Origin of the sequence: Actinopolymorpha singaporensis (genome assembly GCF_900104745.1) — a bacterium.
GTDB classification, from domain to species: domain Bacteria; phylum Actinomycetota; class Actinomycetes; order Propionibacteriales; family Actinopolymorphaceae; genus Actinopolymorpha; species Actinopolymorpha singaporensis.
In genome coordinates, this window is sequence record NZ_LT629732.1 from 4234150 (window position 1) to 4257512 (window position 23363).

Annotated in this window: 20 protein-coding genes; 9 read left to right on the forward strand and 11 right to left on the reverse strand. The window is 69.1% G+C overall.

What is annotated here, in order from left to right:
- Positions 1 to 4: 4 nt before the first annotated feature.
- From BLU27_RS18995 to BLU27_RS19015, 5 genes are all read right to left on the reverse strand, one after another.
- Positions 5 to 2107 carry a hypothetical protein gene (locus tag BLU27_RS18995; protein ID WP_092655016.1) on the reverse strand — a complete coding sequence of 701 codons (2103 nt, stop codon included), beginning with the start codon at positions 2105 to 2107 and terminating at the stop codon, positions 5 to 7.
- A complete protein-coding gene (locus BLU27_RS19000) occupies positions 2104 to 2853 on the reverse strand; it encodes a phytanoyl-CoA dioxygenase family protein (RefSeq protein WP_092655017.1) in 750 nt (249 codons plus the stop codon). The genes BLU27_RS18995 and BLU27_RS19000 overlap by 4 nt, the downstream gene beginning before the upstream one ends.
- The gene (locus tag BLU27_RS19005) at positions 2847 to 3941 is read right to left on the reverse strand and encodes a Gfo/Idh/MocA family oxidoreductase (RefSeq protein WP_092655018.1); all 1095 of its coding nucleotides are present in this window, start codon (positions 3939 to 3941) and stop codon (positions 2847 to 2849) included. The genes BLU27_RS19000 and BLU27_RS19005 overlap by 7 nt, the downstream gene beginning before the upstream one ends.
- A 10-nt stretch (positions 3942 to 3951) precedes the next feature.
- On the reverse strand, positions 3952 to 5160 hold the full coding sequence (locus BLU27_RS19010; RefSeq protein ID WP_092655019.1) for an endo-1,4-beta-xylanase: 1209 nt from the start codon (positions 5158 to 5160) through the stop codon (positions 3952 to 3954).
- Between the two features lie 174 nt (positions 5161 to 5334).
- Positions 5335 to 6225 (reverse strand): AraC family transcriptional regulator, encoded by an 891-nt coding sequence (locus tag BLU27_RS19015; protein ID WP_092655020.1) that lies wholly within the window; start codon positions 6223 to 6225, stop codon positions 5335 to 5337.
- Positions 6226 to 6339: 114 nt separating this feature from the next.
- Here BLU27_RS19015 and BLU27_RS19020 point away from each other — a divergent pair, with 114 nt between their 5' ends.
- From BLU27_RS19020 to BLU27_RS19035, 4 genes are all read left to right on the forward strand, one after another.
- Positions 6340 to 6951, forward strand: a complete 612-nt coding sequence (locus BLU27_RS19020) for an NADPH-dependent FMN reductase (RefSeq protein ID WP_092655021.1) — start codon at positions 6340 to 6342, stop codon at positions 6949 to 6951.
- A 56-nt stretch (positions 6952 to 7007) separates the two neighbouring features.
- Positions 7008 to 7520: a nucleoside deaminase gene (locus tag BLU27_RS19025; protein WP_092655022.1), complete on the forward strand. Its 513-nt coding sequence runs from the start codon at positions 7008 to 7010 to the stop codon at positions 7518 to 7520.
- A gap of 213 nt (positions 7521 to 7733) precedes the next feature.
- Positions 7734 to 8606: a hypothetical protein gene (locus BLU27_RS19030; RefSeq protein ID WP_092655023.1), complete on the forward strand. Its 873-nt coding sequence runs from the start codon at positions 7734 to 7736 to the stop codon at positions 8604 to 8606.
- A 33-nt stretch (positions 8607 to 8639) separates the two neighbouring features.
- Positions 8640 to 10136: a cobyric acid synthase gene (locus tag BLU27_RS19035; protein ID WP_092655024.1), complete on the forward strand. Its 1497-nt coding sequence runs from the start codon at positions 8640 to 8642 to the stop codon at positions 10134 to 10136.
- Here the strand turns inward: BLU27_RS19035 and BLU27_RS30125 are convergent.
- Positions 10117 to 11241 carry a hypothetical protein gene (locus tag BLU27_RS30125; RefSeq protein ID WP_206744623.1) on the reverse strand — a complete coding sequence of 375 codons (1125 nt, stop codon included), beginning with the start codon at positions 11239 to 11241 and terminating at the stop codon, positions 10117 to 10119. The genes BLU27_RS19035 and BLU27_RS30125 overlap by 20 nt on opposite strands.
- A gap of 696 nt (positions 11242 to 11937) precedes the next feature.
- Between BLU27_RS30125 and BLU27_RS19040 the strand changes: the two genes are divergently transcribed.
- Both BLU27_RS19040 and BLU27_RS19045 read left to right on the forward strand, forming a co-directional pair.
- A complete protein-coding gene (locus tag BLU27_RS19040) occupies positions 11938 to 12723 on the forward strand; it encodes an HpcH/HpaI aldolase family protein (protein WP_241827515.1) in 786 nt (261 codons plus the stop codon).
- Positions 12720 to 12923: a hypothetical protein gene (locus tag BLU27_RS19045; RefSeq protein WP_092655025.1), complete on the forward strand. Its 204-nt coding sequence runs from the start codon at positions 12720 to 12722 to the stop codon at positions 12921 to 12923. The genes BLU27_RS19040 and BLU27_RS19045 overlap by 4 nt, the downstream gene beginning before the upstream one ends.
- 109 nt (positions 12924 to 13032) lie before the next feature.
- On the opposite strand, the gene BLU27_RS19050 is transcribed toward BLU27_RS19045, so the two are convergent.
- Positions 13033 to 13356 carry a YciI family protein gene (locus BLU27_RS19050; protein ID WP_092655026.1) on the reverse strand — a complete coding sequence of 108 codons (324 nt, stop codon included), beginning with the start codon at positions 13354 to 13356 and terminating at the stop codon, positions 13033 to 13035.
- Positions 13357 to 13504: 148 nt separating this feature from the next.
- On the opposite strand from BLU27_RS19050, the gene BLU27_RS19055 reads away from it, so the two are divergent.
- Entirely contained in the window at positions 13505 to 13864 is a 360-nt protein-coding gene (locus BLU27_RS19055; protein ID WP_092655027.1) for an MmcQ/YjbR family DNA-binding protein, read from the forward strand.
- A 37-nt stretch (positions 13865 to 13901) separates the two neighbouring features.
- Here BLU27_RS19055 and BLU27_RS19060 read toward each other — a convergent pair whose 3' ends face one another.
- On the reverse strand, positions 13902 to 14789 hold the full coding sequence (locus BLU27_RS19060) for a helix-turn-helix transcriptional regulator (protein ID WP_092655028.1): 888 nt from the start codon (positions 14787 to 14789) through the stop codon (positions 13902 to 13904).
- A gap of 111 nt (positions 14790 to 14900) precedes the next feature.
- On the opposite strand from BLU27_RS19060, the gene BLU27_RS19065 reads away from it, so the two are divergent.
- Positions 14901 to 15656 carry an SDR family NAD(P)-dependent oxidoreductase gene (locus tag BLU27_RS19065; protein WP_092655029.1) on the forward strand — a complete coding sequence of 252 codons (756 nt, stop codon included), beginning with the start codon at positions 14901 to 14903 and terminating at the stop codon, positions 15654 to 15656.
- Between the two features lie 45 nt (positions 15657 to 15701).
- Here the strand turns inward: BLU27_RS19065 and BLU27_RS19070 are convergent, their stop codons facing one another.
- Together BLU27_RS19070 and BLU27_RS19075 are read right to left on the reverse strand one after the other, a co-directional pair.
- Positions 15702 to 16145, reverse strand: a complete 444-nt coding sequence (locus BLU27_RS19070) for a mycothiol transferase (RefSeq protein ID WP_092655030.1) — start codon at positions 16143 to 16145, stop codon at positions 15702 to 15704.
- Positions 16146 to 16194: 49 nt separating this feature from the next.
- Positions 16195 to 17040 (reverse strand): NAD-dependent epimerase/dehydratase family protein, encoded by an 846-nt coding sequence (locus BLU27_RS19075; RefSeq protein WP_092655031.1) that lies wholly within the window; start codon positions 17038 to 17040, stop codon positions 16195 to 16197.
- Positions 17041 to 17209: 169 nt separating this feature from the next.
- Here BLU27_RS19075 and BLU27_RS19080 point away from each other — a divergent pair, with 169 nt between their 5' ends.
- Entirely contained in the window at positions 17210 to 17962 is a 753-nt protein-coding gene (locus tag BLU27_RS19080; protein WP_092655032.1) for a hypothetical protein, read from the forward strand.
- A 30-nt stretch (positions 17963 to 17992) separates the two neighbouring features.
- Here the strand turns inward: BLU27_RS19080 and BLU27_RS19085 are convergent, their stop codons facing one another.
- Positions 17993 to 23146 carry a HAMP domain-containing protein gene (locus tag BLU27_RS19085; RefSeq protein ID WP_157728678.1) on the reverse strand — a complete coding sequence of 1718 codons (5154 nt, stop codon included), beginning with the start codon at positions 23144 to 23146 and terminating at the stop codon, positions 17993 to 17995.
- Positions 23147 to 23363 lie beyond the last annotated feature (217 nt).

Genomic DNA, 23363 nt, shown 5'->3' on the forward strand with positions numbered 1-23363 from the left:
AGAGTCACGCGTCGCCGCGAAGCTCCACGATGCCGTACACCCCCACCCGGGGGATCGAGACCTCGACCGTCATGCCGTCCCGGCGAACGGGGAGGTCGAACGAGGGAATTCCGGGAGCGTGGTAGACCACCCGGCCGCTCGTCGCCACCGGAAGACGGACCCGCAACGAGACGTCGGTGTGGTGGCGTACGGCGTCGATCTCGGCGTCGTAGGCGTAGTTGACCAAGTGCACCGCGGCGCTGCCGCCGCTCAGCCTGGCCACGTTGACCGCGACGTCGGCAGCACCCGTCGAGACGGTGACCTGTGCGGCGCCGGCGACGGCGGGGACGTCCTCCGCGACGGCCCGCCGAACGCCCGGTCGGCGGAGCAGCCGGTCGCGCATGTCAGCCGGGAGGTTCTCCGCGAACCGGTCGGTGACGACGACGACCACGCCGGCGTTCACGCAGGTCTCCAGTACCTCCACCTGCCGTGGCGTGAGCACGTGGCAGTCCGGAAGCACAATCCGCTCGTACCGCGTCAACGTCTTCGCGTCCACGCGATCGGGAGCGACATCGCCATCGGCGAACACCGCCACGTCGAACGGCACCGCCGCCGCCGACAGACCTTCGGTGACGACCCGGTAGGGAACCCGCACCGAGTCGTTTCGTGCGTTGGTGATGTTGTCGCTCACGTCCGCCCGGCGAATCAGGTCGCGGGTGCTGGCCACGCCGAAGACGACGCACACCTCGTGCCAGGAGTCGTGGGAGTACAGGTGTTCGTGGTCGGCGAGGAAGTTCTGCACCTCGACCGCGAGGTCGTGCGGAGGGTGGAACGAGTCCTCGATCGTCGCGCCCATCCACGCGCCGTAGGGCACCGACATGTTCGCGCCGAACGCCGCACCTTCGTACAACGACAGCCGGAACAGGTCGTAGCCGCGTCCCTTCCGCAGCTGTTCCACCAGCTCCGGAACGACTCCGCCGTAGGGGTTCTCGACCACGACGACGTCCTTGCCGGCCGCGAATCCCGCGACGTAGCGGTACCACTGCGGCTGCCGGTAGGTCGTGTTGCGCATCTCGGTGACGACGACGTCCACGTCGTCGACCAGCGCGAGATAGGACGGGTCGCAGTTGAAGAAGTTGCCCGAGATCAGCACGTTCCGGCCCTGCTCGCGTGCGTACTCCCTCGCGTACTCGGCGAGCTCGCCGAAGTAGCGTTTGATCGTCCGGCACTGGAAGCGGTAGTAGTCGCCGAACAGCGGCGCGGACTCGCGGTCGGTCTTGAAGTCGTGGCCTCGCGCCAGCAGCCAGTCGCCGTAGTGGAACGTGTCCAGGTCGACGCCGTCCAGGGCCGGGTCGCGCAGATCGGGCGGAAGCTCCTTCAGGTACGTACGAAACAGCCGCATGCAGTCCCGGCAGAAGCACGCGCCGTACTGGAACGCGCCCATCGGCAGCTCGGCCTCGTCCAGCTGCACACCGTCCACGCCGGCGTCGATCTGGATCCGGATGACCGCCTTGAGGTACTCCCGCCACACGGGGTTGTTGCGGTCCATGTAGTAGCACTGGTGGTCCCGGTCGGGGCACTCCACCCACTTCGCGTGACAGGGTTGCTGGTGGATGTCGCGGGCGACGCACTCGTCGATCAGGTCCGTCACCGACTCACCGTCGCTGTTGACCAGCCCGTCGGGGAAGTAGTGCTCGACCGGTTTCCACAACCGGGGATAGCGGTTCGCGGAGAACTCGCGCAGACCGAGCCAGTCCCGCCTGCCCACGCCGCGGAGCTCGTTCAGGGCGAGGATGGTGGTCTCGTCCTCGTCCAGCTCGACCGGAAACTCCCAGCCCTGGGCCTCGAAGACGATGCCGAAGACCGCGATGCCGTGGCGGTGGCACTCGGCGATGAACTCACTGTCGTTGACGAAACCGTAGAACCGCGCGCGGGGATCGACCGGGCCGAAGGCTTCCTGTTCGAGATAGGGCAGGCCGAGCGACCCACCGCCCATCGCCGCCCACACGAGCATGTCCGCGCGGTAGTCCACGAGGTCGTCGACCATCCGCAGTCGCCGGGGTGGCAGGCTCGGGTGGTAGCAGTGCTGTCCGGGAAACCAGCCGTCGAAGTAGACGCCCCGCCTCATCGGCTCGGCGTCCTCTCCGGCTGGTAGACGTTGCCGGCCGTGTCCCGGCCCCGGGCGAGCCAGATCTTCCACCCGGCGTTCTGTTCGACCGGCAGCACGCGGACGGACGCGGGGAAGTACCGCATGGTGTAGCCGGTACGCCGTACGTCGCTGGTGTTCGGCTTCGCGCCGTGGATGATGCGGCCGTCGTGCAGGGAGAACTCACCGCGGTCGAGGACGAAGTCGACCGCCCGGCTCTCGTCGACTCCCTGGATCTCGGCATGGAACGTCTGGGTGGTGCGGTCGGTCGGGGCGTAGTTGTCGGAGAATCCGTTCACATGCGTGCCGGGAATCACCCGCATGCACCCGTTGGAGGTGTCGCTCGGCTTCTCCAGCGCCAGCCACACCGTGACGATGCGGTCGTACGCGCTGAGCCGGCCCTTCCAGTAGGCGCTGTCCTCGTGCCAGGGCGTGGCGCGTCCGACCTTCGGGTCCTTGGAGATGAAGTGGCTGGTCCACAGGGCGATGTCCGGCCCGACCAGCGGTTCGACGGTGTCGAGCACCTCGTCGGAGAGCAGGAAGTCCAGCAGTTCGGGGTCGCGGAAGTGTGGGGTGTCCAGCTCGTCGGAGAGCTTGTCACCCTTGTCCCGAAGGTGCCGGTTGAAGATCGCCTCCAGGCGCGCGAGCTTGTCCTCGGAGAACAACTGGGTGTGGGGGAGGAGATATCCGTTGGCGCGGAAGAATCTCACGTCCTCGTCGGTCAGCATCGTTCCGCGCCTTTCTGTGTGTGGTGGGCGAGCCGGATGATCTCGGTGAACAGCTCGAGGTCCTGCACGAAGTCCTCGGGAGTCGTCCTGACCGGAACGCCGGCGGTGACCGACGCGTGGAACGCCTCGAGTTCGTGGGTGTAGGGGTCCTTCAGGTGTGGCCGGACCACCGAACGGGTGTAGGCGTCCCCGTTGCTCTCCTCGAACATCAAGACGGTGGGCAAGTGCCGGACGTAGGGCGTGTCGTACTGGATCCGCATCGACGTGGTCTCGCCGTAGACCTCGATGTGTGCGTCGAACCGAAGCTGTTCGTCCACGCCGGTCTCGTAGACCGCCAGGTGGTCGTCGTACTCGAACAGCGCGACCACGAACTGCCCGTCGCGCCACTGGCGGGCGGCGGCGACTCCGCGGGGCCGCCCGAGCAGCTCACGCATCGCCGACAGGTCGTGGCTGCCAAGCCCGCACAGCAGGCGGTAGGTGCCGCCGAGCACGTCGGGAACATCTCCGAGCGCCTCCCGCACCAACCGGCGTCCGCGCTCGTGCCGGTCCGCCAGGGCTGCCGCCGGAAGGTCGTGCGGACGGAGCACGTGCGCGGTCTGGTCGATCAGCAACTGGTTGCGGCCGATGACGTCATGGACGCGTACGTAGTTGACCCGTCCCAGCTTCGTCAACTGCTCCTTGGCAGCGGTGAACGCGGGGGCGAATCGCCGCATGTAGCCGACCATGACCACACATCCCGAAGCATCCCGGGCGGCGACGATCCGCTCCGCCTCCCGGGGGCTGAGACACATCGGCTTTTCCACCAGCACGTGCAGGGACTGCCCCAGCGCCGCGGTCACGGCGTCGCAGTGGTACTCGTCGTTGTTGAGCACGAGCACACAGTCCAGGGTCTGGTCGCGTGCCAGCTTCTGGAAGTCGTCGTAGCGCCGTTCCACGCCGTACCGCCTGCCCACGACGTCGAGCAGGGTGGGGGAGAGGTCGCACACGGCGGCCAGCTCGTAGAGCTCTGGCAACGATTCCAGGATGGGCAGATGAATGACCTGAGCGACCTCGCCGAGGCCGATTACACCGACTCGAAGCGGGCTCATGGACGCCACCTCACCGGTGGGTGCAGGTTCGCGGGGACTTCCAGGCCGGTCGCCTCCGGGGCGCACTGCCAAGGCTGCGGCGTTCGGCGTGGTAGGCGCGAACGGGCCGCAGGTCGGCGTCGAAGGGCAGCGGGCGCCGGTGCGTCCCGTCCTCGCGTGGGTAGTCCTCGTCCAGCCAGGTGTAGCGGTCGGACAAGCCGAAGTCGACGACGGCCACCACGTCCGCGCACTCGAGCGTCACGTCGAGGTAGCGGCGGTAGACGTCGGCGACCATCCGGTCGCGGGGCCCGGTCGCCGTGGGCAGCCCGTCGTCGAGGACGTCCAGCTCGGTGATCAGGATCCTCAGGCCGCGGTCGGCCAGCTCGGAGAGGAACCGGAGGTACTGCCGTGCGTGGAAGCGTTCGTGGAACCGGTCGGCCAGCAGGTGACCCTGGATCCCGAACGCGTGCACGGGAACCCCGGCACCGAGCAGGTCGTCGAGCACCCGGAGGGTGTTGCGCTGCTTGTCGGCCGGCTCGTCGCCCCACTGGTTGACGGTCTCGTAGCCGAAGTCGTTCATCATCAGGCACGCGTGCGAGTCGGTATCGTGCGCGACCCGGAACGCGTGTGCCACGTAGTCGGGGCCGATGGTCTGGAACCACGGGACGTCCTCCCGCAGCCCGCCGTGCCCCGTGTCCGTCCCGTTGACGATCGCCTCGTTGACCACGCTCCAGATCGGCACGCGGTGGCGGTAACGCCGCATCACTGCGCGCATGGTGCCGTAGAGCAGCTCGCGGGCACGGTCCTCGGGGATGTTCCACAGGTCGTCCTCGCCCCAGCCGTCGCCGAACCCCTGGTCCCACACCAGGTGGGCACCCAGCACGAGTTGCCGGTTGCGTTCGGCGAACTCGACGATCCGGTCGGCGTAGGTGAAGTCGAGCCCGGAGTCGGGAGTGGGCCGCAGCCGCCACCACAGCATGTCGTCCTCGGTCAGCAGGAGCGCGGCATGCCTGGCGTGCAGGGCGGCGTAGTCGGCGTCCTCCAGTTGCCACGTCGCCGCGGAGGATCCCAAGAGGAGTCCCTTCCTGGCCGCGGCTCGCCACAGGGGTGGTACGCGTGTCCCGGCGACCTCTGCCGCGTGTGCCGTTTCCGCCGTCCCCAGGCCGACGACACCGGCCGTGGCGGCGGCTCCGGCGCCGAGCAGGAAGGCCCGCCGGTGCAGGGATGTGCTGGTGCCCATGCTGTCCTCCGCTTCGCGCCACGAGGGCGGACTGGTCACAGGACGCTGCAAGGAACGACGATGCACGAACGATGCTGCAGGAGGATGCAAAACGATTTACAACCTCAGGCCTGAGAGCCTAGGGGTGCCGGACACAAAGGGCAATAGCCTCCCGGCGGCCGCAACCGACGAGGCTCACCCGCGTCGCCGGTAGGCGCCTGGCGCGGTTCCGAACTCCCGCTTGAACGCGTTGGCGAACGCGAACTCCGAGGCGTAGCCCACCCGCTGGGCCACCGACTGCAGCGAGCTGTCGGTCTCGCGGAGCAGCCGTGCGGCGGTGGTCAGCCGCCACCAGGTGAGGTACGCGAGTGGCGGTTGCCCGACGAGGGCGGCGAACCGGCGGGCGAACGCGGCCCGGGACAGTCCCGCCTCGGTGCCGAGGCTCTCGACGGTCCAGGGATGCCCGGGGTTTCGGTGGATGGCCGACAGCGCCGTACTGACCGGGCGATCTCTGAGTGCGGCTGCCCATCCGCTGCCCTCGTCGCAGTCCTGATCATCCGTCCACGCCCGAAGGATGAACAGCAACAGCATGTCGAGCAGCGCTGGTATCGCCGCGTCGGTTCCGGGCCGCCGGTCCTGCACCTCCCGGCCGAGGAGGTCGATGGCCGCCCGAAGTGAGGGATGGTGGCCCAGGCGGGCCGGGAGGTGGACGTACTCCGGCAGCTCCAGCAGCATCGGATGGACCCGTGAACGGTCCAGCCCGTACGCCCCGCAGAGGAGCACGGTAGTCGGGCCGTCGCCGTCTGCGGCGGTGTCTGCGGCGGTGCCGACCCCGGGGAGGGGAGTCGTGGCGCTGTCGGCCAGCGCGTGTCCGGCACCCTGTGGTGTGAAAACCACGTCCCCGACACCGAGCGCAACCGGCTCCGTCCCGGACGGGAGCAGGACGGCCGATCCCTGAAGGATCACGTGAATCCCCGCTCCCTGGACGGGTGGGTACGAGCGGTGCCAGGGGGCGTGGTGGGTGATCAGAGACGACGCGGGTTCTCCCGTCCGCATCGTGGCGACCAGTTGGCTGAGCGCGTCCACGCCCGTCAGCGTAGCTCCGTCCGTCTGTCCCGGACCTGGTCACGAAGACGCTCGAGTATGGTCGCGAGACTTTCGCGCATGGGACGTCTTCCTCGTGGTCCGTACGGTCGAACCATGACCAGAGTGGGAATCATCATCGGAAGCACCCGGCCCGGGCGTAACGGCGAAGCCGTGGGCCGCTGGGTGCAGGAGGTCGCACACGCTCACGGCGGCGGGGAGTACGAGCTCATCGATCTGGCGGCCTTCGACCTGCCGCACCTGGACGAGATCGTCCCGGCCGCGGCGGGGCAGTACGCCCTCCAGCACACGCGGCGCTGGGCGGAAACGATCCGCGGCCTCGACGCCTTCGTCTTCGTCACGCCGGAGTACAACCACTCGATGCCGGGCGTCCTGAAGACCGCTCTCGACTTCGTGTACGCGGAGTGGAACCACAAGGCCGCAGGCTTCGTCGGGTACGGCGCCGACGGCGGGGTCCGCGCCGTCGAGCAGCTCCGCCAGGTGATGGCGCACCTGAAGGTGGCCGACGTCGGGCCACAGGTCACGTTGTCGCTGTGGACGGACTTCGTGAACATGAACGAGTTCCGGCCCGACGCCCGGCACGAGGCGACGCTCGCAACCATGCTGGACGAGCTGCTCAGCTGGGCCCGCGCGTTGCGAACGGTCCGGACCGAGTCCGTGCACAACGGGACGGTGCGAAAGGAGGCCGTGGCCGAGCCGGTCGGCTGACGACGCGGCCCGTCGGAGAAGCCTCGCCCCGGTACGCCACTGCTAGCCTGCCGGGAATGGAACCTGGACGTCACGAGGACGCCGGACTCACCGCGGCTGACCGCGGCTACCTGCGCCGCTGTGTCGACCTGGCGCGGGAGGCGCTGGAGGACGGGGACGAGCCGTTCGGCTCCCTGCTCGTCGACGATCAGGGAGTCGTACGGTTCGCCGACCGCAACCGCGTCAAGGACGGCGACGAGACTCGCCATCCGGAGTTCGAGATCGCCCGGTGGGCGGCGTCGAACCTCTCACCCGCGCAGCGGCGCGACAGTGTCGTCTACACCTCCGGAGAGCACTGCCCGATGTGCAGTGCCGCCCACGCCTGGGTTGGCCTGGGCCGGATCGTCTACGCGACGAGCTCGGAGCAACTGGTCGGCTGGCGGAAGGAGTGGGGCGCTCCGCCGGCACCCGTCGCACCGCTGCCGATCACCACGGTCGCACCCGGCATTCGGGTCGCCGGCCCCGATCCCGAGCTCGCTGACGAGGTGCGCGCCCTGCACGCCCGGCTGCTGGGTGTGACGGACAAATAGGTCCGGACAACAGGGTCCGGACAACAGGGCGACCACGCCACCCGGACGCTCCGGGGGGAACATTTCGGTTTCGCCACATGGTGCTAACGGTCCGGGAAAGCTCGGTTCCCTCGCCCGCCAGGCTTCTTGACGGTCGCCTGCCGGAGGCTCATCCTCGCGGGCACGTGGGGCCGGTGCGGCGTCGTCATGCGCGGCCCCGAAGGGGTGTGCGAGATGACAACCGACTCCACCGCGGCCGGCGCTCGCCAGCTGCTTCGGCGTACCGATCTCTATCTGCGGCTCGGGATGGTCCTGCTGGTGTTGTTGCTGGCGGCCGCCATCACCTTGGAGTGGTTCCGGTACGGCTCGCTGCTGGACTCGGTCAGCGCCTACTACTACACGCCCGCGCACGCGGTGTTCATCGCCTGCCTGTGTTCGCTTGGGGCGTGCCTGATCATCTATCCCGGACGCACCGGGTTCGAGGACGTGACCCTGAACGCGGCGGGATTCCTGGCGTTCCTGGTCGCATTCGTACCCACCAGCCGCGGCGAGGCGGAGTGTGATCCGCGCCGCGCCTTCTGCGACATCCCGTCCTCGACGATCGCGGCGAACGTGGCGGCGGTGCTGATCATCGGCGGCGTCGGCCTGCTGGTCGCCTATCTCGCACCGATCCTGCGCGCCGGGCATGGAGCCTTGCCTCACGCGGGTGACCGGCACGCGAGGATCGCGCTCCACGTGCTCGCGGTCGGATACGTGGTACTGGTGGCCGGTTTTCTCGCTGAGCGGGCCACGTTCCTGCGGACGGGGCACGGCTTGTCCGCCCTGGTGCTGTTCGCGGGCTTGATCATCGTGGTCGTCAACTCGGGCTTGCATCTCGGCCATCAAGGGGGGCGGCGCGTCTGGTACTGGGCGATCCTCGCGGTCGTGATGCTCGCGATGGCGATCGTCTGGATCGCCGGGAAGCGAGGCGCCATGGAGCACTGGATCTTCGTCGAGGAGTCCGTCGTGATCCTCGGGTTCACGTTCTTCTGGATCACGCAGAGGGTCGCGGAGGTCTGGGCCGAACCCGAGGCCGACGCCGAGCCCACCGATCGGGTCCTCACGTGACGGCGGTCTCGTCGGCATGACATCCTCTGCGGGGTGACAGGACAGGGCCTCCTAGTGGCCGGTACGACGTCCGACGCGGGCAAGACCGTCGTCACCACGGCACTGTGCCGGGCGTTGCGCCGGCGGGGCTACCGGGTCGCGCCGTTCAAGGCGCAGAACATGTCCAACAACTCGATGGTCACCGCCGAAGGCGCGGAGATCGGCCGGGCCCAGTGGGTGCAGGCGGTGGCTGCCGGTGTGGAGCCGGAGGCGGCCATGAACCCCGTACTCCTCAAGCCCGGCAGCGATCTGCGTAGCCACGTCGTGGTGATGGGCCGTCCGTACGGCACTCTCGACGCGTCGGACTTTCTCGGCGGGAGAGGTGCGCTGGCTCGGGCCGCGTTCGACGCGTTCGACGACCTGCGGACCCGCTACGACGTGGTGGTGTGCGAGGGCGCGGGCAGCCCGGCGGAGATCAACCTGCGCAGGTTCGACTACGTGAACATGGGTCTCGCCCGGCATGGCCGAGTCCCGACGATCGTGGTGGGCGACATCGACCGGGGCGGGGTGTTCGCGTCGATGTACGGCACGTTGGCCCTGCTGGAGCCGGACGACCAGGCGCTGTTGTGTGGCTTCGTGGTGAACAAGTTCCGTGGCGACGTCGGGCTGCTCCGGCCCGGACTGGACAGCCTGGAGGAACTCACGGGGCGACCGGTGCTCGGCGTACTGCCCTGGCTGGGAGGACTGTGGCTGGACTCCGAGGACGCCCTCGCGCTGGAGTCCCGCCCTCGCCCGGACGTCACTGCGCCGGGGGAGCGGCTGCGGGTCTCGGTGGTGCTGCTGCCGCGGATCAGCAACTTCACCGACGTCGACGCGCTGTGCCTGGAACCCGGCCTGGACGTGGATTTCGTGCACGACGCGCGAGGGCTGGGTTCGCCGGACGTCGTGGTGCTCCCTGGCACGCGAGCCACCCTCTCCGACCTGGCCTGGCTGCGGCAGCGAGGTCTGGCCGACGCGATCACCGCCCATGCCGCGCGCGGCGGGGTGGTGCTGGGCATCTGCGGAGGGTTCCAGATGCTTGGCCGTGAGGTGCGCGACCCGGACGGCGTCGAGGGACCTGCCGGTGCGTGCGCCGAGGGGCTCGGCCTGCTGGACGTACGTACCGACTTCGGGCCCGACAAGGTGCTCCGGTTGCCGTCCGGCGAGGCGCTCGGCGTACCGGCCGGTGGTTACGAGATCCATCACGGCCGGGTCCACCTCGGTGCCGACGAACCGTTCCTCGGCGGTGCCCGACGCGGCTCGGTGTTCGGGACCATGTGGCACGGCAGTCTGGAAGGCGACGCGTTCCGCCGTGCCTGGCTGGGTGAGGTCGCATCCTTGGTCGGCTTGTCCATCGAGCCTGGGCAGGTCAGCTTCGCAGCGGCGCGCGAACGGCGCATCGACGACCTCGCCGACGCCGTCGAGGAGCACCTCGACCTGGAAGCCATCGTGCGGCTGGTCGAGACCGGCCCGCCCGCGAACCTTCCGGTGGTCAAGGGGTCGCTGACTTGAGCTCGTCCCTGCAGCGCCCCACGCGCGAGATCGGATTTCGGAACGGCGGTCGATCGTCGGTCTCTGCGGTGCTGGTGGTGGCAGATGCCGGTTGGGCTGTCACGGGGGGTGGTGAGGGATGGTGCCTGGCTGCGGTATTGGCGGCCGTAGGGGTCGGTGAGAGTGTGTTCGCCGGGTCGGGTCTGTTGGAGTGTCCAGTCCCGTTCACTCTTCGCCTTGTGGTGGCGCGGGCACAACGGCGCGACGTTGCCCACCGAACTTGCACCACCGCCGGCATATTCGGTGTTGTGGTCCAGGTGGCACGTCGCCGCGGGCCTCCTGCACGTGGTCCACGCACACCGCTGGTCGCTTCGATCTTCGAGCGTGTTCGTATGGCACCCCAGCTCGGCTGCGAGGAAGACCAGGGCGGTGATGTCGAAGCGCCGGCGTGGGCAGCTGCATTCTCTACGGCTGCGTTGCCCTCCGTCTGGTTGTCCCCGGCTGCATCCCCGCCGGCTGTGCCGCATTCCGCTGCGTTCTGTGCGGCACTGTGGGCGGCGGTGTTGTGGATCGGGACGCCGTTCTTCGCGGCCGCGCCGCACACCCTGCAGCTGGTGACCGGCGCCAGGGAGCAGTCGCCACACTCACACCAGCTGTCGTGCAGGTCATGGTCGGGGAACCGGTGAACGGCACAGTGCCCCTGCCCGCCCCGCTCGGTCCCGTCCGGGTCAGCTTGCGTGGGGGCGGAGCAGTCGGTGATGTCGGCGGTGCCGGTGAGCAGTGCGGCGGCGACGTCGGCGCGGAGGTGGCTGAGGGGTCGGGTGTCGCCGGTTGCTTTGACGGCGCGGGCGATGGCGTCGATGTTGCCGTACGCCTCAGCGGCCTGGTCAGCCGACAGGCCGCGGACGGCGAGGTCGGCTACACCGTCCACGGCGGGCCAGATCGCGACGTTCCGCCCGGTCCGCGCGGCCCGGTGCCGTTTGACGGCGGCTTCGGGGTCGGCCTTGAGAACCTCTGCCTCCACCTTGGACCGCAACAACCCGCCCCGAAGCTCCAGGACTTTGGGGAAGATCGCGTCCTCGATGGCACCCCACAGGTCGGGTTCGGCGTCGGTGATGCGGTCCACGATGGTGCGCATGTCGCCGAGTTCGAGCCCGCCGGACGCCAGAGTGTCCCGTACCTGTGGCAGGCGGGGGGAGGGTGGTGGCCAGCGAGAGGTACCAGTCGGCGTGGTGGCCGGTCCATCCCAGCAGCGGTTCGAGGACGGCCTGGGTCATCGAGTCCAGCTCGGCACAGCGTTCAGCTGGCTCATCGGGCATGCCGGGGCTGGTGTGGGCCAGCACGTTCACATCGGACAGGCACTCAGCCTCCAGGCAGCAGATCAGCCGCCGCCGTGCCTTGATCGACTCCTCCAGCTCGAATCCGTTACACACCCTCCGGTCGACCGAGGCGACCAGCACGGCAAGCCGCGGCCCGGCTGGCAAGTCCGCCAACCCCGCAGGCAGCACCTGACGGCCACCGGGACCTTCGCCCGAGTGGCCGTCGAAGCCCTCGCCGTCGTCGCTCATGTATTCGATTCTATCGTGCATGATCGGCCCATGCGCGCGGGAAACCGCTTGTCCACAAGACAGTTCGCGTCAACGTCAACCTGCGTGAGAGGCTGGGCCGCCGTGTTGGAAACTGCCCTGTTGGAAACGGCCGTGCTGGAATCGGACACCAAGGGCCACTGGAAAGCCACACCTGCTTGGATTGGCGTACCTACACGATCGGCCGGTCGACATCGCGACTCTCGTCGGCCCACGACCAGGTGAGGAGTGGTTCGGTGAGTGGTCTTGCGACGGAGTTCGCCGCCAGGATCCGTAGGCGGGAAAGGGCGATCGGCTACTGGTCGGCCATGGACGCCCCGGTGGCCACCGAACGGATCGGCCGGCTCGGCTACGACTATGTCGTGCTCGACGCACAGCACGGCCTGATCGGATACTCCGGAATCCTCAACGGACTGACAGCGATCGACGCCGGCGCACAGGCGGTCGGGATGGTCCGGGTGGAGGACAACCACCTGACGCTGACGCCGATCGGGCGCGCGCTCGACGCCGGTGCGGCCGGCGTCATCGTGCCGCTCGTCAACACGCCCGCTGAGGCGGCCAGTGCGGTGAGCGCCACCCGTTACCCACCGGCGGGCAGGCGTTCGTACGGACCCATGCGGTCAGGTTTGCGGATCGGCCCGCGTCCGTCGGAGGCGGATGCGAGCACGCTGGTGTTCGCGATGATCGAGACCCGCGAGGGCCTGGAGAACGTCGAGGCGATCTGCCGTACGCCCGGACTGGACGGTGTCTACGTCGGTCCGTCGGATCTCGTTCTCGGGCTCGGGGGAGCGTTCCCGGGTGACCCCGCAGTCGCCGGTGAGTTCGAGGCGGCGTTGCGGGCGGTGAGTGAGGCCGCGAAGGCCGCTGGTGTGGCGTCCGGTATCCACACCCATGACGGCGAGGTGGCCGCGAAGCGGCTGGCCGAGGGTTTCACGTTCGCCAGCGTCGCCTCTGACCTGGTGCATCTGGAGCTGGCGGCACGCGCGCACCTGACCGCCGCGCGTGGCAGGACGCACCAGTGAGCCGTCGCCAAACCGGTGCGGAGCCGAGGGCGAGGAGAGCGCACCCGGGCGACAGCCACGCGGCCACGTTGGTCGCCACCCTGCGGGAGACACAGTTCCGCTGGGCTCCCGACGGAGAGGGTGGCATGCGCCGCAAAACGCTTCGCACGCCGCTCACGCTCGCGTTGTCCGAGGACGAGGGAACCACCTGGCCGCACTGACGCAACCTGCAGATGCAGGACGAGGAGTACCTCGACAACGAGTTCGGCTACTCCTACCCCTGGCTTCTGCAGGCCACGAACGGGGACCTGCACGTCGTCTACTCGTCGCTCACTGGAACGGCCGCACCTCGATCTTCCGATCGCAGACCTTCGACGCCTCGGCGGCGAGCTCGAGCGCCACATCCAGATCAGGGGCCTCCCACACCCAGACACCGGCGAGGTACTCCTTCGACTCCACGAAAGGCCCGTCGCTGAACACCGCCTGCTCGCCCCGGTTGTCGACGACCGTGGCCGCATCGGTGTCCGCAAGTCCGCCCGCGAAGACCCAGTAGCCCTCGGCGATCAGTCGTTCGTTGAACGCGCTGATGGCAGGCTGCCTGTCCGTACTGCCGGGATTGCTCTTGTCATCGATCACAGAAATCAGGTACCGCATCTGACCATCATCTCCTGCGGCAGCTCACCTGGAGCCGGCGAACTGCTCGTAGGTGCGCCGGCCGAACAGGAAGACCGATGACTTCGGGCCACTGCCGCGGTCTACCGTCTACGCGGACTCACCCAGGAAGGGGGAGGAGAGATCGCTCATGGCGACGATCAGCGATGTCCGGCCACTCGGAACGTCACTGGAGCGCTCCTACGAGGTGTGTGTGCGCGGCAGGTTGAAGTTCCGGGTCAGGCAGATCGTGTACGTGGCCTTCTCCATCGACGAGAGCGTCATGGGTTTCGCGTTCCCCGTCGAGGAGCGAGCGGCGCTCGTCGCGGGCGAGCCGCACAAGTTCCACCTGCCGGCGACATCGGACATGCGGTTCAACTGGGTGCACGCCGACCTCGCTGCTCTCGACCCGACGGAGGCCCGCGAACTCGTTGTCGACGCGTGGCGCATGGTCGTGCCGGCGAAGCTCTCCCGTGCTTTCGACGCAGCTCACCCCAAAGGTCCTGGCTGAGCCTTGCCGAGCAACGGGACCCGTCGGCCGGAGTGACTCACGTTTCGTGCGCGGGTGCACCCGTGGCGGACGCGAGTTGCTGGATGCCGACGACGCGCAGCAACGCGAGGGCGTCGGCCTCGGAGGTGCCCGGTGCGGCGGAGTAGACGACCAGCGTCTGGTCGGTGTCGGGGATGTGGAGGGTGTCGCACTCGAGGGTGAGTTCGCCCAGCGACGGATGGACCAGGGTCTTGGTGTGGCTGCGGAAGGTGGAGGCGTCGACGGTGTCCCACAGCTCGCGGAATTCCGCCGAACGCCGCCGCAGGTCCTCGAGCAGCCGCCGCAGACCCGGGTCCTCCGGATACCGGCCCGCCGCCGAGCGCAGGTTGGCGACGGTCTGGGCGGAGGTCTGGGCGCGGTCCTCGGCGGAGCCGCCGATCACGGTGCGCGGGGGCTCGTTCGGGTCGGGGAGGAACCTGAGCCGGGTCTGGTTGCGCCGATCCGGCGAGAGTGCGGACCAGTCACCGTGCAACGCGGACGACATGGCGTTCCAGGCGAGGATGTCGCTTTTCGCGCTGAGCACCATCGCCGGGAGGTCGGTGAAGCGGTCGATCAGCCGAAGGATCCCTGGGCGTACGTGCAGGTCGATCAGGCCCTGTCGCGGCGGCGTACCTCCGGCGACGTGGAAGAGGTGGTCACGCTCGTCGGTGTCCAGACGGAGCGCCCGCGCCAGGGCGGACAGCACCTGCTCCGAGGGCCGGGGGCCGCGGCCCTGCTCGAGCCGGACGACGTAGTCGACGCTGATCCCGGCGAGCTGGGCGAGCTCCTCGCGCCGCAGACCGCGAACGCGGCGGTGGCGGCCTACCGGCAGCCCCACCTCGCCGGGTCCGACGCGCTCGCGGGCGCGTCTGATCACCCGGGCCAGCTCCTCGCGGTTCGCCTTCACCCATCCAGCATGCCCTCGGCTGCCCGGCCGCACCAGTCGCGAGGGTGGGACCGGCGGTCCCACGATCGGCCGGTCCTGGCAGCCCGTCACGGGTCGTCACAGAGTGGGGCCATGACCGAGAACCCCAACCACAGCGAGAACCCCAGGCACCACGACCGCACCACCGTTCTGGTCACCGGAGCCAACAAGGGCCTGGGCCTGGAGACGTCCCGCCGGCTTGCCCTGCTGGGCTGGACCGTCTGGATGGCTGCCCGCGACGAACAGGCCGGCCTCGACGCCGCGGCCAGGATCAGGACAATCCAGCCGGATGCCGACGTACGCCCCGTCGTGCTTGACGTCACCGATGACAAGTCCGTCTTGACGGCGTACGACATCGTCGCGGAATCCGGCACCGGACTGGACGTCCTGATCAACAACGCCGGCGTGGCCGGTTTCCACAGGACGACACTGGAGACCGTGCCCGCGGACTTCCTTCCGGTGTTCGGCGTCAACGTCCTCGGCCCGGTGCGGGTGACGCATGCCTTCCTGCCGTTGCTCACCGCTTCGCCAAGCCCTCGGCTGGTGATGGTGTCCAGCGGCCTGGGATCGATCGCCCTGGTCAACGATCCCGAGCGCACCGAGTCGCGCGTACCGGGGATGGTCTACCAGTCCTCCAAGGCGGCGCTGAACATGATCGCCAACCAGTACGCCAGGGACCTGCCGGGCGTTCGGGTCACCACCGTCGACCCCGGCTACACCGCCACCGACCTCAACGGGCACCAGGGGCACCAGACCGTCACCGAGGGCACCGACGCGATCGTGGCCGCCGCCTCCGCCGACACCGTGGCCGGTCCGCACATCGACCGCCACGGCGTGGTCCCACACTGATCGCACCCAGCCCGCACCGAGCCCGGTCGCAGGTGGACGCGGACATCATCGTCGGGCAGTGGTGTTCGCACCGTCCAGCGCCTCCCGGATGATGTCCGCGTGCCCGGCGTGCTGGGCCGTCTCCCGGATCAGGTGCAGCAGGATCCGGCGTACGGGCCAGTGGACCGGCTCGGGCGGGGACCATGGCGTGACCGGGAGCAGCACGCTCCGGCCGAGGTCGGGCATCGTGCCTACGACATCCTCCAGCCCCTTCGCCGCCGCCTCGTACGACTCCAGCAACACCCGGAGGGAGTCGTGCTCGGCCATGCGGTACTGCCCGATGTCGAGCATGCCGTCCGGCAGTTCCCCGTCACCGGTGACGATGATCCGCGTCCAGACCCGCTCGCCGGTGGCCAGGTGCCGGACGATCCCGCCCAGGGTGAGCTCGCTCACGGTGGTACGCCGCCTCGTCTGCTCGTCGGTGACACCGCGGAAGGTCAGGAGGAGCAACGGTCAGTTGACGGCCTCAATTCGAGTCGTTCCGTGTGGGACGGACCTCCTACCGTTCGTCGACGACCAGATGGCGGGCGTGGAAGCCGAGCAACTCCTCGGCCCGGGTGATGACGTACGGCGTCTGCCGCCCGACCAGCGGCGTGCGTACCTCGCTGGTCGGGTGGTAGCGGGCGATCAGCTCGGCGGTCGGGCGGTCTGCGAGGGTGTCCGGCGCCATGACGTACACCGGCTGGAACCCCGGCACCTCGCTCTCCACCCCGAGCCGGATCGCCTCGGCCGCGTCCCGCAGGTCGAGGTAGGCCCACAGCTCCCGCACCGCCTCTGCCGGGTCCGCGCGTACCTGGGCGGCGCGCTCGGCCAGCGCGCTCGCGGAGGTGGTGAACGGGAAGCGGTAGGCGAGGATCGGCATCCCGAAACGCCGGTGGATCATCGCCGCGGTCGCCTCGTCCACCTGTTTGGACAGGCCGTAGGACTCCTCGGGCCAGAACGGGTGGTCCTCGTCGATCGGCACGTACGCCGGTGAGTTCACCTCACGGGCCCACGCCAGGCCCAGCGCAGACACACTGGAGGCGATGACCGCCCTGCCCACGCCGGCCTCGGCGGCGTACTGCAGCACGACCAGGGTCGCGCAGGAGTTGTTGACGAACACGTCCTCCGGCCGTCCGAGGGGTGCGGGCGTCGCCGCGAGGTGCACCACGGCGTCGACGCCGGTCACCGCCCGCGACACCGCCGCCGGGTCCGTGGCGTCTCCGCGTTCGACCTCGACGCCGCTGGTGTCCGGCGGTGTGTCGTCCTCGCGCACCAGCGCCCTCACTGCGTGCCCGGCCTCGACGAGCCGGGCGGTGGCCGCTCCACCGATGGCGCCGCCGGCCCCCGTGACAAGAATCCTCATGGCTTCCTCTGCTCCTCGGCCTCAACTGCCGCGGATCCACGCGGTGACGCGGACCCGCACCGGTCGCCTCCCGACGTCCGTCCTACTACGAGGCGGCGGACACGTCCACGATGCGGCCGGTCACCACCCGCGACGTCCCGCGCCGCATCCCCGGAACATGATGGGGGACATGGAGCTTTCGAACGTGCTGTGGATCGGTGGTCCGGCCGGCGCGGGCAAGACGACGGTCGCCCGGAAGCTGGCGCGGCGGCACGGTCTTCGCTGGTACAACTCCGACAGCCGCACCTGGATCCATCGCGAGCGGGCGCGCGCCGCCGGTGTGCCCGTGCCCGACCGCGGCCCGGCACACAACCTCTACGACCGCGCCCCGATGATCGTCGACGACCTACGTGCGCTGCCCGCGTCCCCGCTGGTGGTGGCCGAGGGCGGGCCGATCAGCCCGGCGATGGTGACCGTTCCCGGCAGGGCGGTGTGGCTGATGCCGTCGCGGGAGGTTCAGCACGAACGGTTGCGCCGGCGGCATCCGGAGGGCGTGCCGGCGTACTACCTGCAGACCTGGGACCGGCTGACCACGATGCTCGCGGACTCCCCGGTCACCACGCTCGTCGTCGACGACCTGACCGAGGAGGAGACCCTCGCGGAGGTGGAGCGGATCTTCGCATCGGCACTTGCCGGGGGCCTGACGGCCACGAGTGTGGAGGAACGCCGCGCGCTCGTCCGGTACGGCAACGACGCGCTGGTCACGCAGCATGCCGGTCCGTTGACCAGGCCCGAGGTCCCGGTCGACACGTCGACGGTCGTACGGACCTTCGACTGCGAGTGCGCCGACCCGGAGTGCACGGCACTGGTGGACCTCATCGTCGCCGACGCGGTGGCCGCGGTCGCCGAACCGGCGCCTTCGATTCTCGCCGCCGGGCACTGATCGGGTCAGCGTGCCCGGCGTCGTGCGTACCTACGACCGGTCCGGATGCTTCTGCTGCGGCACCCTGGTCGGATCGGACGGCAGGTACGTCGCGATCAGGTGCAGCAACTGGTCGATGTCGACCGGCTTGGTGACGTAGTCGGTGGCACCCGCGGAAAGACTCTGCTCCCGGTCGCCCTTCATCGCCTTGGCGGTGACCGCGAGCATCGGCAGCTCGCGGTACCTCGCCATCTTCCTGATCGTCGTCATCGTCGCGTTGCCGTCCAGGCCGGGCATCATAACGTCCATCAGCACCAGGTCGACGTCCGTTTCCTGCTCCAGCGTGCGGACCGCCTCCATGCCGTTCTCGACGCAGACCGGGTGGAGGCCGTGCTGTTCGAGGGCGGTCGCCAGCGCGTAGATGTAGCGCGGGTCGTCGTCGACCACGAGGATGCGTTCCCCTTCGAACGTCCGGAAGCGCCGCCAGCGAGCTTCCTCCGCCGAGCCCGGCCGAGGTGCGTTCCCGGCGTAGGCCGCCTCGGCCGAGGGGGAAGGCCGCATGTGCTCACCGCCGCCGCTGCCGGAACTGCCCTCGCTCCCCAGCTGGTCCGGCGTCTCGCGCGGCGCCCCCTCGTGCCGTTCGGGGTCCGGTCGCGTGGTGTCGGACGCCTCACCGGATACGACGTTCACGGGGGCGACGTGGCCGGGAGGCGTCGGAGTGGGACCGCCCGACCCGGGCATCGTGGGGCGGGGAATCCGCGCAGCCGGCCTGGAGGTTTCCGCACCGGACACCCTGGATTCCGGCGACATCCTGGATTCCGACGACGCCGGCTCCGACGACGCCGGCTCCGACGCCTCCGACGCCCTTGTCTCTGGCACCTTCGTGCCGGGGATCGTCCGCCCCGGCGCTCTCGTTGCCGGGATCGCCGTGCCCGCGCCGGGTACCGGCGTACCACTCATCGCCTGCCACCCGGGAGTGGTCTGGTCCGTCAGCGCGAGATGCTCCCCGACGGGCAGAACGAGAGTGAACGTACTGCCTCGGCCCGCCTCGCTGAAGACCTGAAGCTCGCCGCCCAGCAGGCGGGCCAGCTCGCGGCTGATGGACAGGCCGAGCCCGGTCCCCCCGTACTTCCGGCTCGTCGTGCCGTCCGCCTGCTGGAACGCCTCGAAGATGAGCGCGAGCTTGTCCGCGGCGACGCCGATCCCGGTGTCCTCGACGACGAACGCGACCCTGGAGTGCGCCGCCTGCAGTGACGGGCTGTTCACCTCGGACTGGCCGACCACCCGGATGTGCAGCTGGACGCCGCCGGTGTGGGTGAACTTCACGGCGTTGGACAGCAGGTTGCGCAGGATCTGCTGCAGCCGGTGCCGGTCGGTCTGCAGGGTGGACGGGACCATGGGGGACACTGTGACGGAGAAGTCGAGTCCCTTCTCGGAGGCCATCGGCCGGTACAGCGAGTCCACGTAGGCGACGAGGTCGTCCACCGTCACCGGGACGACGAGCACCTCCATCCGGCCGGCCTCCACCTTGGCGAGGTCGAGAACGTCGTCGATCATCTGCAACAGGTCGGTACCCGCGGAGTAGATCGTCCGGGCGAACTCGATCTGCTGCGCGGTCAGGTTGCCCTGCAGGTCGTTGGCGAGCAGCTTCGCCAGGATCAGCACGCTGTTCAACGGCGTACGCAGCTCGTGCGACATGTTCGCCAGGAACTCCGACTTGTACGTCGACGCAAGCGACAGTTGACGGGCGCGTTCCTCCAGCTCCTGGCTGGCCTGCTCGATGGCGATGTTCTTGATCTCGATGTCGCGGTTCTGACTGGCGAGCAGGGCCGCCTTTTCGGCGAGCTCGATGTTCGAGCGCTGCAGTTCCTCCTGCTGTTGCTGGAGTTGTTCGGACCGGGCCTGCAGCTCCTGTGCCAGCCGCTGGGACTGCGCGAGCGACGCCTCCGTACGCGAGTTCGCCACGATCGTGTTGACGTTGACGCCGATGGTTTCCTTCAGCTGCTCGAGCAGATCCCGGTGCACCGCCGTGAAGTCCTTCACCGAGGCGAGCTCGATCACGCCGAGCGTCTGCCCCTCGAACAGCACCGGCACGAGGATGACGTTGGACGGCATGACCGTGCCCAGCCCGGTGGAGATGCGTACGTAGCTGGACGCGCCGGCCATCACGATCGTCCGCTTGTCCGCGGCGGCCTGCCCGACCAGGGACTCGCCCAGGCAGAACCTCGCGGGCGGCGCGTCCACCAGGTCGGTGGGGATCGAGCCGTACCCGGCGGTGCGTTCGAGGATCACGTCGGCGTCGGGGTCGCTGGTGGCGAGGTAGAAGGAGCCGTACTGCGCGGAGACCAGCGGAGCGAGCTCGCTCATGACCAGCGACGCCAGTGCCTTCAGGTCGTGGCATCCCTGCATCAGGCCGGAGATCCTTGCCAGGTTGGTCTTCAGCCAGTCCTGTTCGAGGTTGGACGTGGTGGTCTCGCGCAGGTTGGCGATCATCTGGTTGATGTTGCCCTTGAGCTCGGCGACCTCACCGGAGGCGTCCACGGTGATCTGCCGGGTCAGGTCGCCTTCGGTGACGGCGGTGGCGACGGCGGCGATCGCGCGGACCTGGGAGGTGAGGTTCCCGGCCAGGTGGTTGACGCTCTCGGTGAGGCGCTGCCAGGTGCCGGACACCCCGACCACCTCGGCCTGCCCGCCCAGCTTTCCTTCCGTACCGACCTCGCGGGCGACCCGGGTGACCTCCGAGGCGAACGCGGACAGTTGGTCGACCATCGTGTTGATGGTGTTCTTCAGCTCCAGGATCTCCCCGCGCGCGTCGACGTCGATCTTCTTGCTCAGGTCGCCGCGGGCGACGGCAGTGGTGACCTGGGCGATGTTGCGCACCTGGCTGGTCAGGTTGTTCGCCATGAAGTTCGTGTTGTCGGTGAGGTCCTTCCACGTGCCGGCGACGTTGGGCACCCGCGCCTGACCGCCCAGGGTTCCCTCGGTGCCGACCTCGCGCGCCACCCGCGTCACCTCGTCGGCGAACGCACGCAGCGTGTCGACCATCCCGTTGATGGTCTCGGCCAGCGCGGCGACCTCGCCCTTGGCCTCGACGGTGATCTTCTTGCTCAGGTCGCCACCGGCGACCGCCGTCGCCACGGTGGCGATGCTTCGCACCTGGGCGGTGAGGTTCTCCGCCATGATGTTGACGTTGTCCGTCAGGTCCTTCCACGTGCCCGCGACGCCGCGGACCCGTGCCTGGCCGCCGAGTCGTCCGTCGGTGCCGACTTCCCGGGCGACGCGGGTCACCTCGTCGGCGAAGGAGGACAGCTGGTCGACCATCGTGTTGATGGTGTTCTTCAGGGCGGAGATCTCGCCTCGCGCGTCGACGTCGATCTTCTGGCTGAGGTCGCCGCGGGCGACCGCCGTCGTCACCTGGGCGATGCTGCGGACCTGGGCGGTGAGGTTCTCCGCCATGATGTTGACGTTGTCCGTCAGGTCCTTCCACGTGCCCGCGACGCCAGGCACCTGCGCCTGGCCGCCAAGTCGTCCGTCGGTGCCGACCTCGCGTGCCACGCGGGTCACCTCGTCGGCGAACGACGAGAGCTGGTCGACCATCGTGTTGATGGTGTTCTTCAGGGCCAGGATCTCCCCGCGCGCGTCCACGTCGATCTTCTGGCTGAGGTCGCCGCGGGCGACCGCCGTCGTCACCTGCGCGATTCCGCGCACCTGGGCGGTGAGGTTCTCCGCCATGAAGTTCACCGAGTCGGTGAGGTCGCGCCACGTCCCCGCGACTCCTGGTACCTGCGCCTGCCCGCCCAGTCGTCCGTCACTGCCGACTTCCCGGGCGACGCGGGTCACCTCGTCGGCGAAGGAGGACAGCTGGTCGACCATGGTGTTGATGGTGTTCTTCAGGGCGGAGATCTCGCCTCGTGCGTCGACGTCGATCCTCTGGCTGAGGTCGCCGCGGGCGACGGCGGTGGCGACCTGGGCGATGTTGCGGACCTGGGCGGTGAGGTTCTCCGCCATGAAGTTCACCGAGTCGGTGAGGTCGCGCCAGGTGCCGGCGACTCCTGGTACCTGCGCCTGCCCGCCCAGTCGTCCGTCACTGCCGACTTCCCGGGCGACGCGGGTCACCTCGTCGGCGAACGACGACAGCTGGTCGACCATGGTGTTGATGGTGTTCTTCAGGGCGGAGATCTCGCCTCGTGCGTCGACGTCGATCCTCTGGCTGAGGTCGCCGCGGGCGACGGCGGTGGCGACCTGGGCGATGTTGCGGACCTGGCCGGTGAGGTTCTCCGCCATGAAGTTCACCGAGTCGGTGAGGTCGCGCCAGGTGCCGGCGACTCCTGGTACCTGCGCCTGCCCGCCGAGGCGCCCGTCGGTGCCGACCTCGCGCGCCACGCGCGTCACCTCGTCGGCGAACGACGACAGCTGGTCGACCATCGTGTTGAACGTGAACTTCAGCTCCAGCACCTCGCCCGACACGTCGACCGAGATCTTCTGGCTGAGGTCGCCGCGGGCCACCGCCTTCGCCGCCTGGGAGACGTCGCGGACCTGCGCGGTGACGTTGGCGATCATCGAGTTCAGCGAGTCGGTGAGGTCCTTCCAGGTGCCGGTGGCACCGGGCACCTGCGCCTGACCGCCGAGCCGCCCCTCGATGCCGATCTCGGTGGCCACCCGGGTGACCTCCGAGGCGAACATCGACAACTGGTCGAGCAGGCCGTTGACCGTCTTGCTGAGCGAGTCCAGTTCGCCGCCGGCGGGCGCTCTGGTGGCGTGGAAGGAAACCCGCTGGCTCAGGTCCCCGTCGGCCACCGCGCCGAGCACCCGGCTGAGTTCCGCTGTCGGCTGCAGCAGGTCCTCGATGGTGTCGTTGACCAGATTTCCGGCGATCAACCAGCCACCCGGCATGTCGTCCAGCCGCAGCCGTTCGGTGAACTGCCCCTCCCGGCCGGCTGCCTCGCGTACCCGCATCAACTCGCCCACGAGGCCCTGGTTGCGCTCGGCGATCTCGTTGAACACCCCGGCGAGCTTGGCGGTCACGTCGTCGTCGCCGCCGACGGTGACCCGGCGCCGGAAGTTGCCGTCCCGCAGGTCCTCCATCGCCGCCAGCAGGCGTTCGAGGGCGACATCCTGCGGGTCCCCGGCACAGCCGCCCTTGCTGCCTTTCGGGGTATTCGAGCGGCCGGCGTTGCGCCGAGAGCCTGGTGTGCGAGTGGTCAACGCGATCTCCGGGGGTCTGGGGTGCGTTTCCTCGACCGTGGGAGCCGTACGGCGCCCGGCACGGGAATGTCATCACGGTGCGATCTCCACACCACCTGACCATCTCCTCGCCGGCACAGGGCCGAAGGTCCCGAGCTGGCGACGGGATGAGGGAGAGCGGTCACCGGCCACTGACCGCTGCGACAGGGCGCCATACAGTTACCGGCTCCGCGGCCAG

What these genes read in the sequence shown, in the direction of transcription:
- BLU27_RS19065 (WP_092655029.1), top strand. Translation starts at nt 14,901, where the DNA reads ATGACCGAGAACCCCAACCACAGCGAGAACCCCAGGCACCACGACCGC.
- BLU27_RS19000 (WP_092655017.1), bottom strand. Translation starts at nt 2,853, where the DNA reads ATGCTGACCGACGAGGACGTGAGATTCTTCCGCGCCAACGGATATCTC.
- BLU27_RS19020 (WP_092655021.1), top strand. Translation starts at nt 6,340, where the DNA reads ATGACCAGAGTGGGAATCATCATCGGAAGCACCCGGCCCGGGCGTAAC.
- BLU27_RS18995 (WP_092655016.1), bottom strand. Translation starts at nt 2,107, where the DNA reads ATGAGGCGGGGCGTCTACTTCGACGGCTGGTTTCCCGGACAGCACTGC.
- BLU27_RS19080 (WP_092655032.1), top strand. Translation starts at nt 17,210, where the DNA reads ATGGAGCTTTCGAACGTGCTGTGGATCGGTGGTCCGGCCGGCGCGGGC.
- BLU27_RS19005 (WP_092655018.1), bottom strand. Translation starts at nt 3,941, where the DNA reads ATGAGCCCGCTTCGAGTCGGTGTAATCGGCCTCGGCGAGGTCGCTCAG.
- BLU27_RS19050 (WP_092655026.1), bottom strand. Translation starts at nt 13,356, where the DNA reads ATGCGGTACCTGATTTCTGTGATCGATGACAAGAGCAATCCCGGCAGT.
- BLU27_RS19025 (WP_092655022.1), top strand. Translation starts at nt 7,008, where the DNA reads ATGGAACCTGGACGTCACGAGGACGCCGGACTCACCGCGGCTGACCGC.
- BLU27_RS19030 (WP_092655023.1), top strand. Translation starts at nt 7,734, where the DNA reads ATGACAACCGACTCCACCGCGGCCGGCGCTCGCCAGCTGCTTCGGCGT.
- BLU27_RS19010 (WP_092655019.1), bottom strand. Translation starts at nt 5,160, where the DNA reads ATGGGCACCAGCACATCCCTGCACCGGCGGGCCTTCCTGCTCGGCGCC.
- BLU27_RS19055 (WP_092655027.1), top strand. Translation starts at nt 13,505, where the DNA reads ATGGCGACGATCAGCGATGTCCGGCCACTCGGAACGTCACTGGAGCGC.
- BLU27_RS19075 (WP_092655031.1), bottom strand. Translation starts at nt 17,040, where the DNA reads ATGAGGATTCTTGTCACGGGGGCCGGCGGCGCCATCGGTGGAGCGGCC.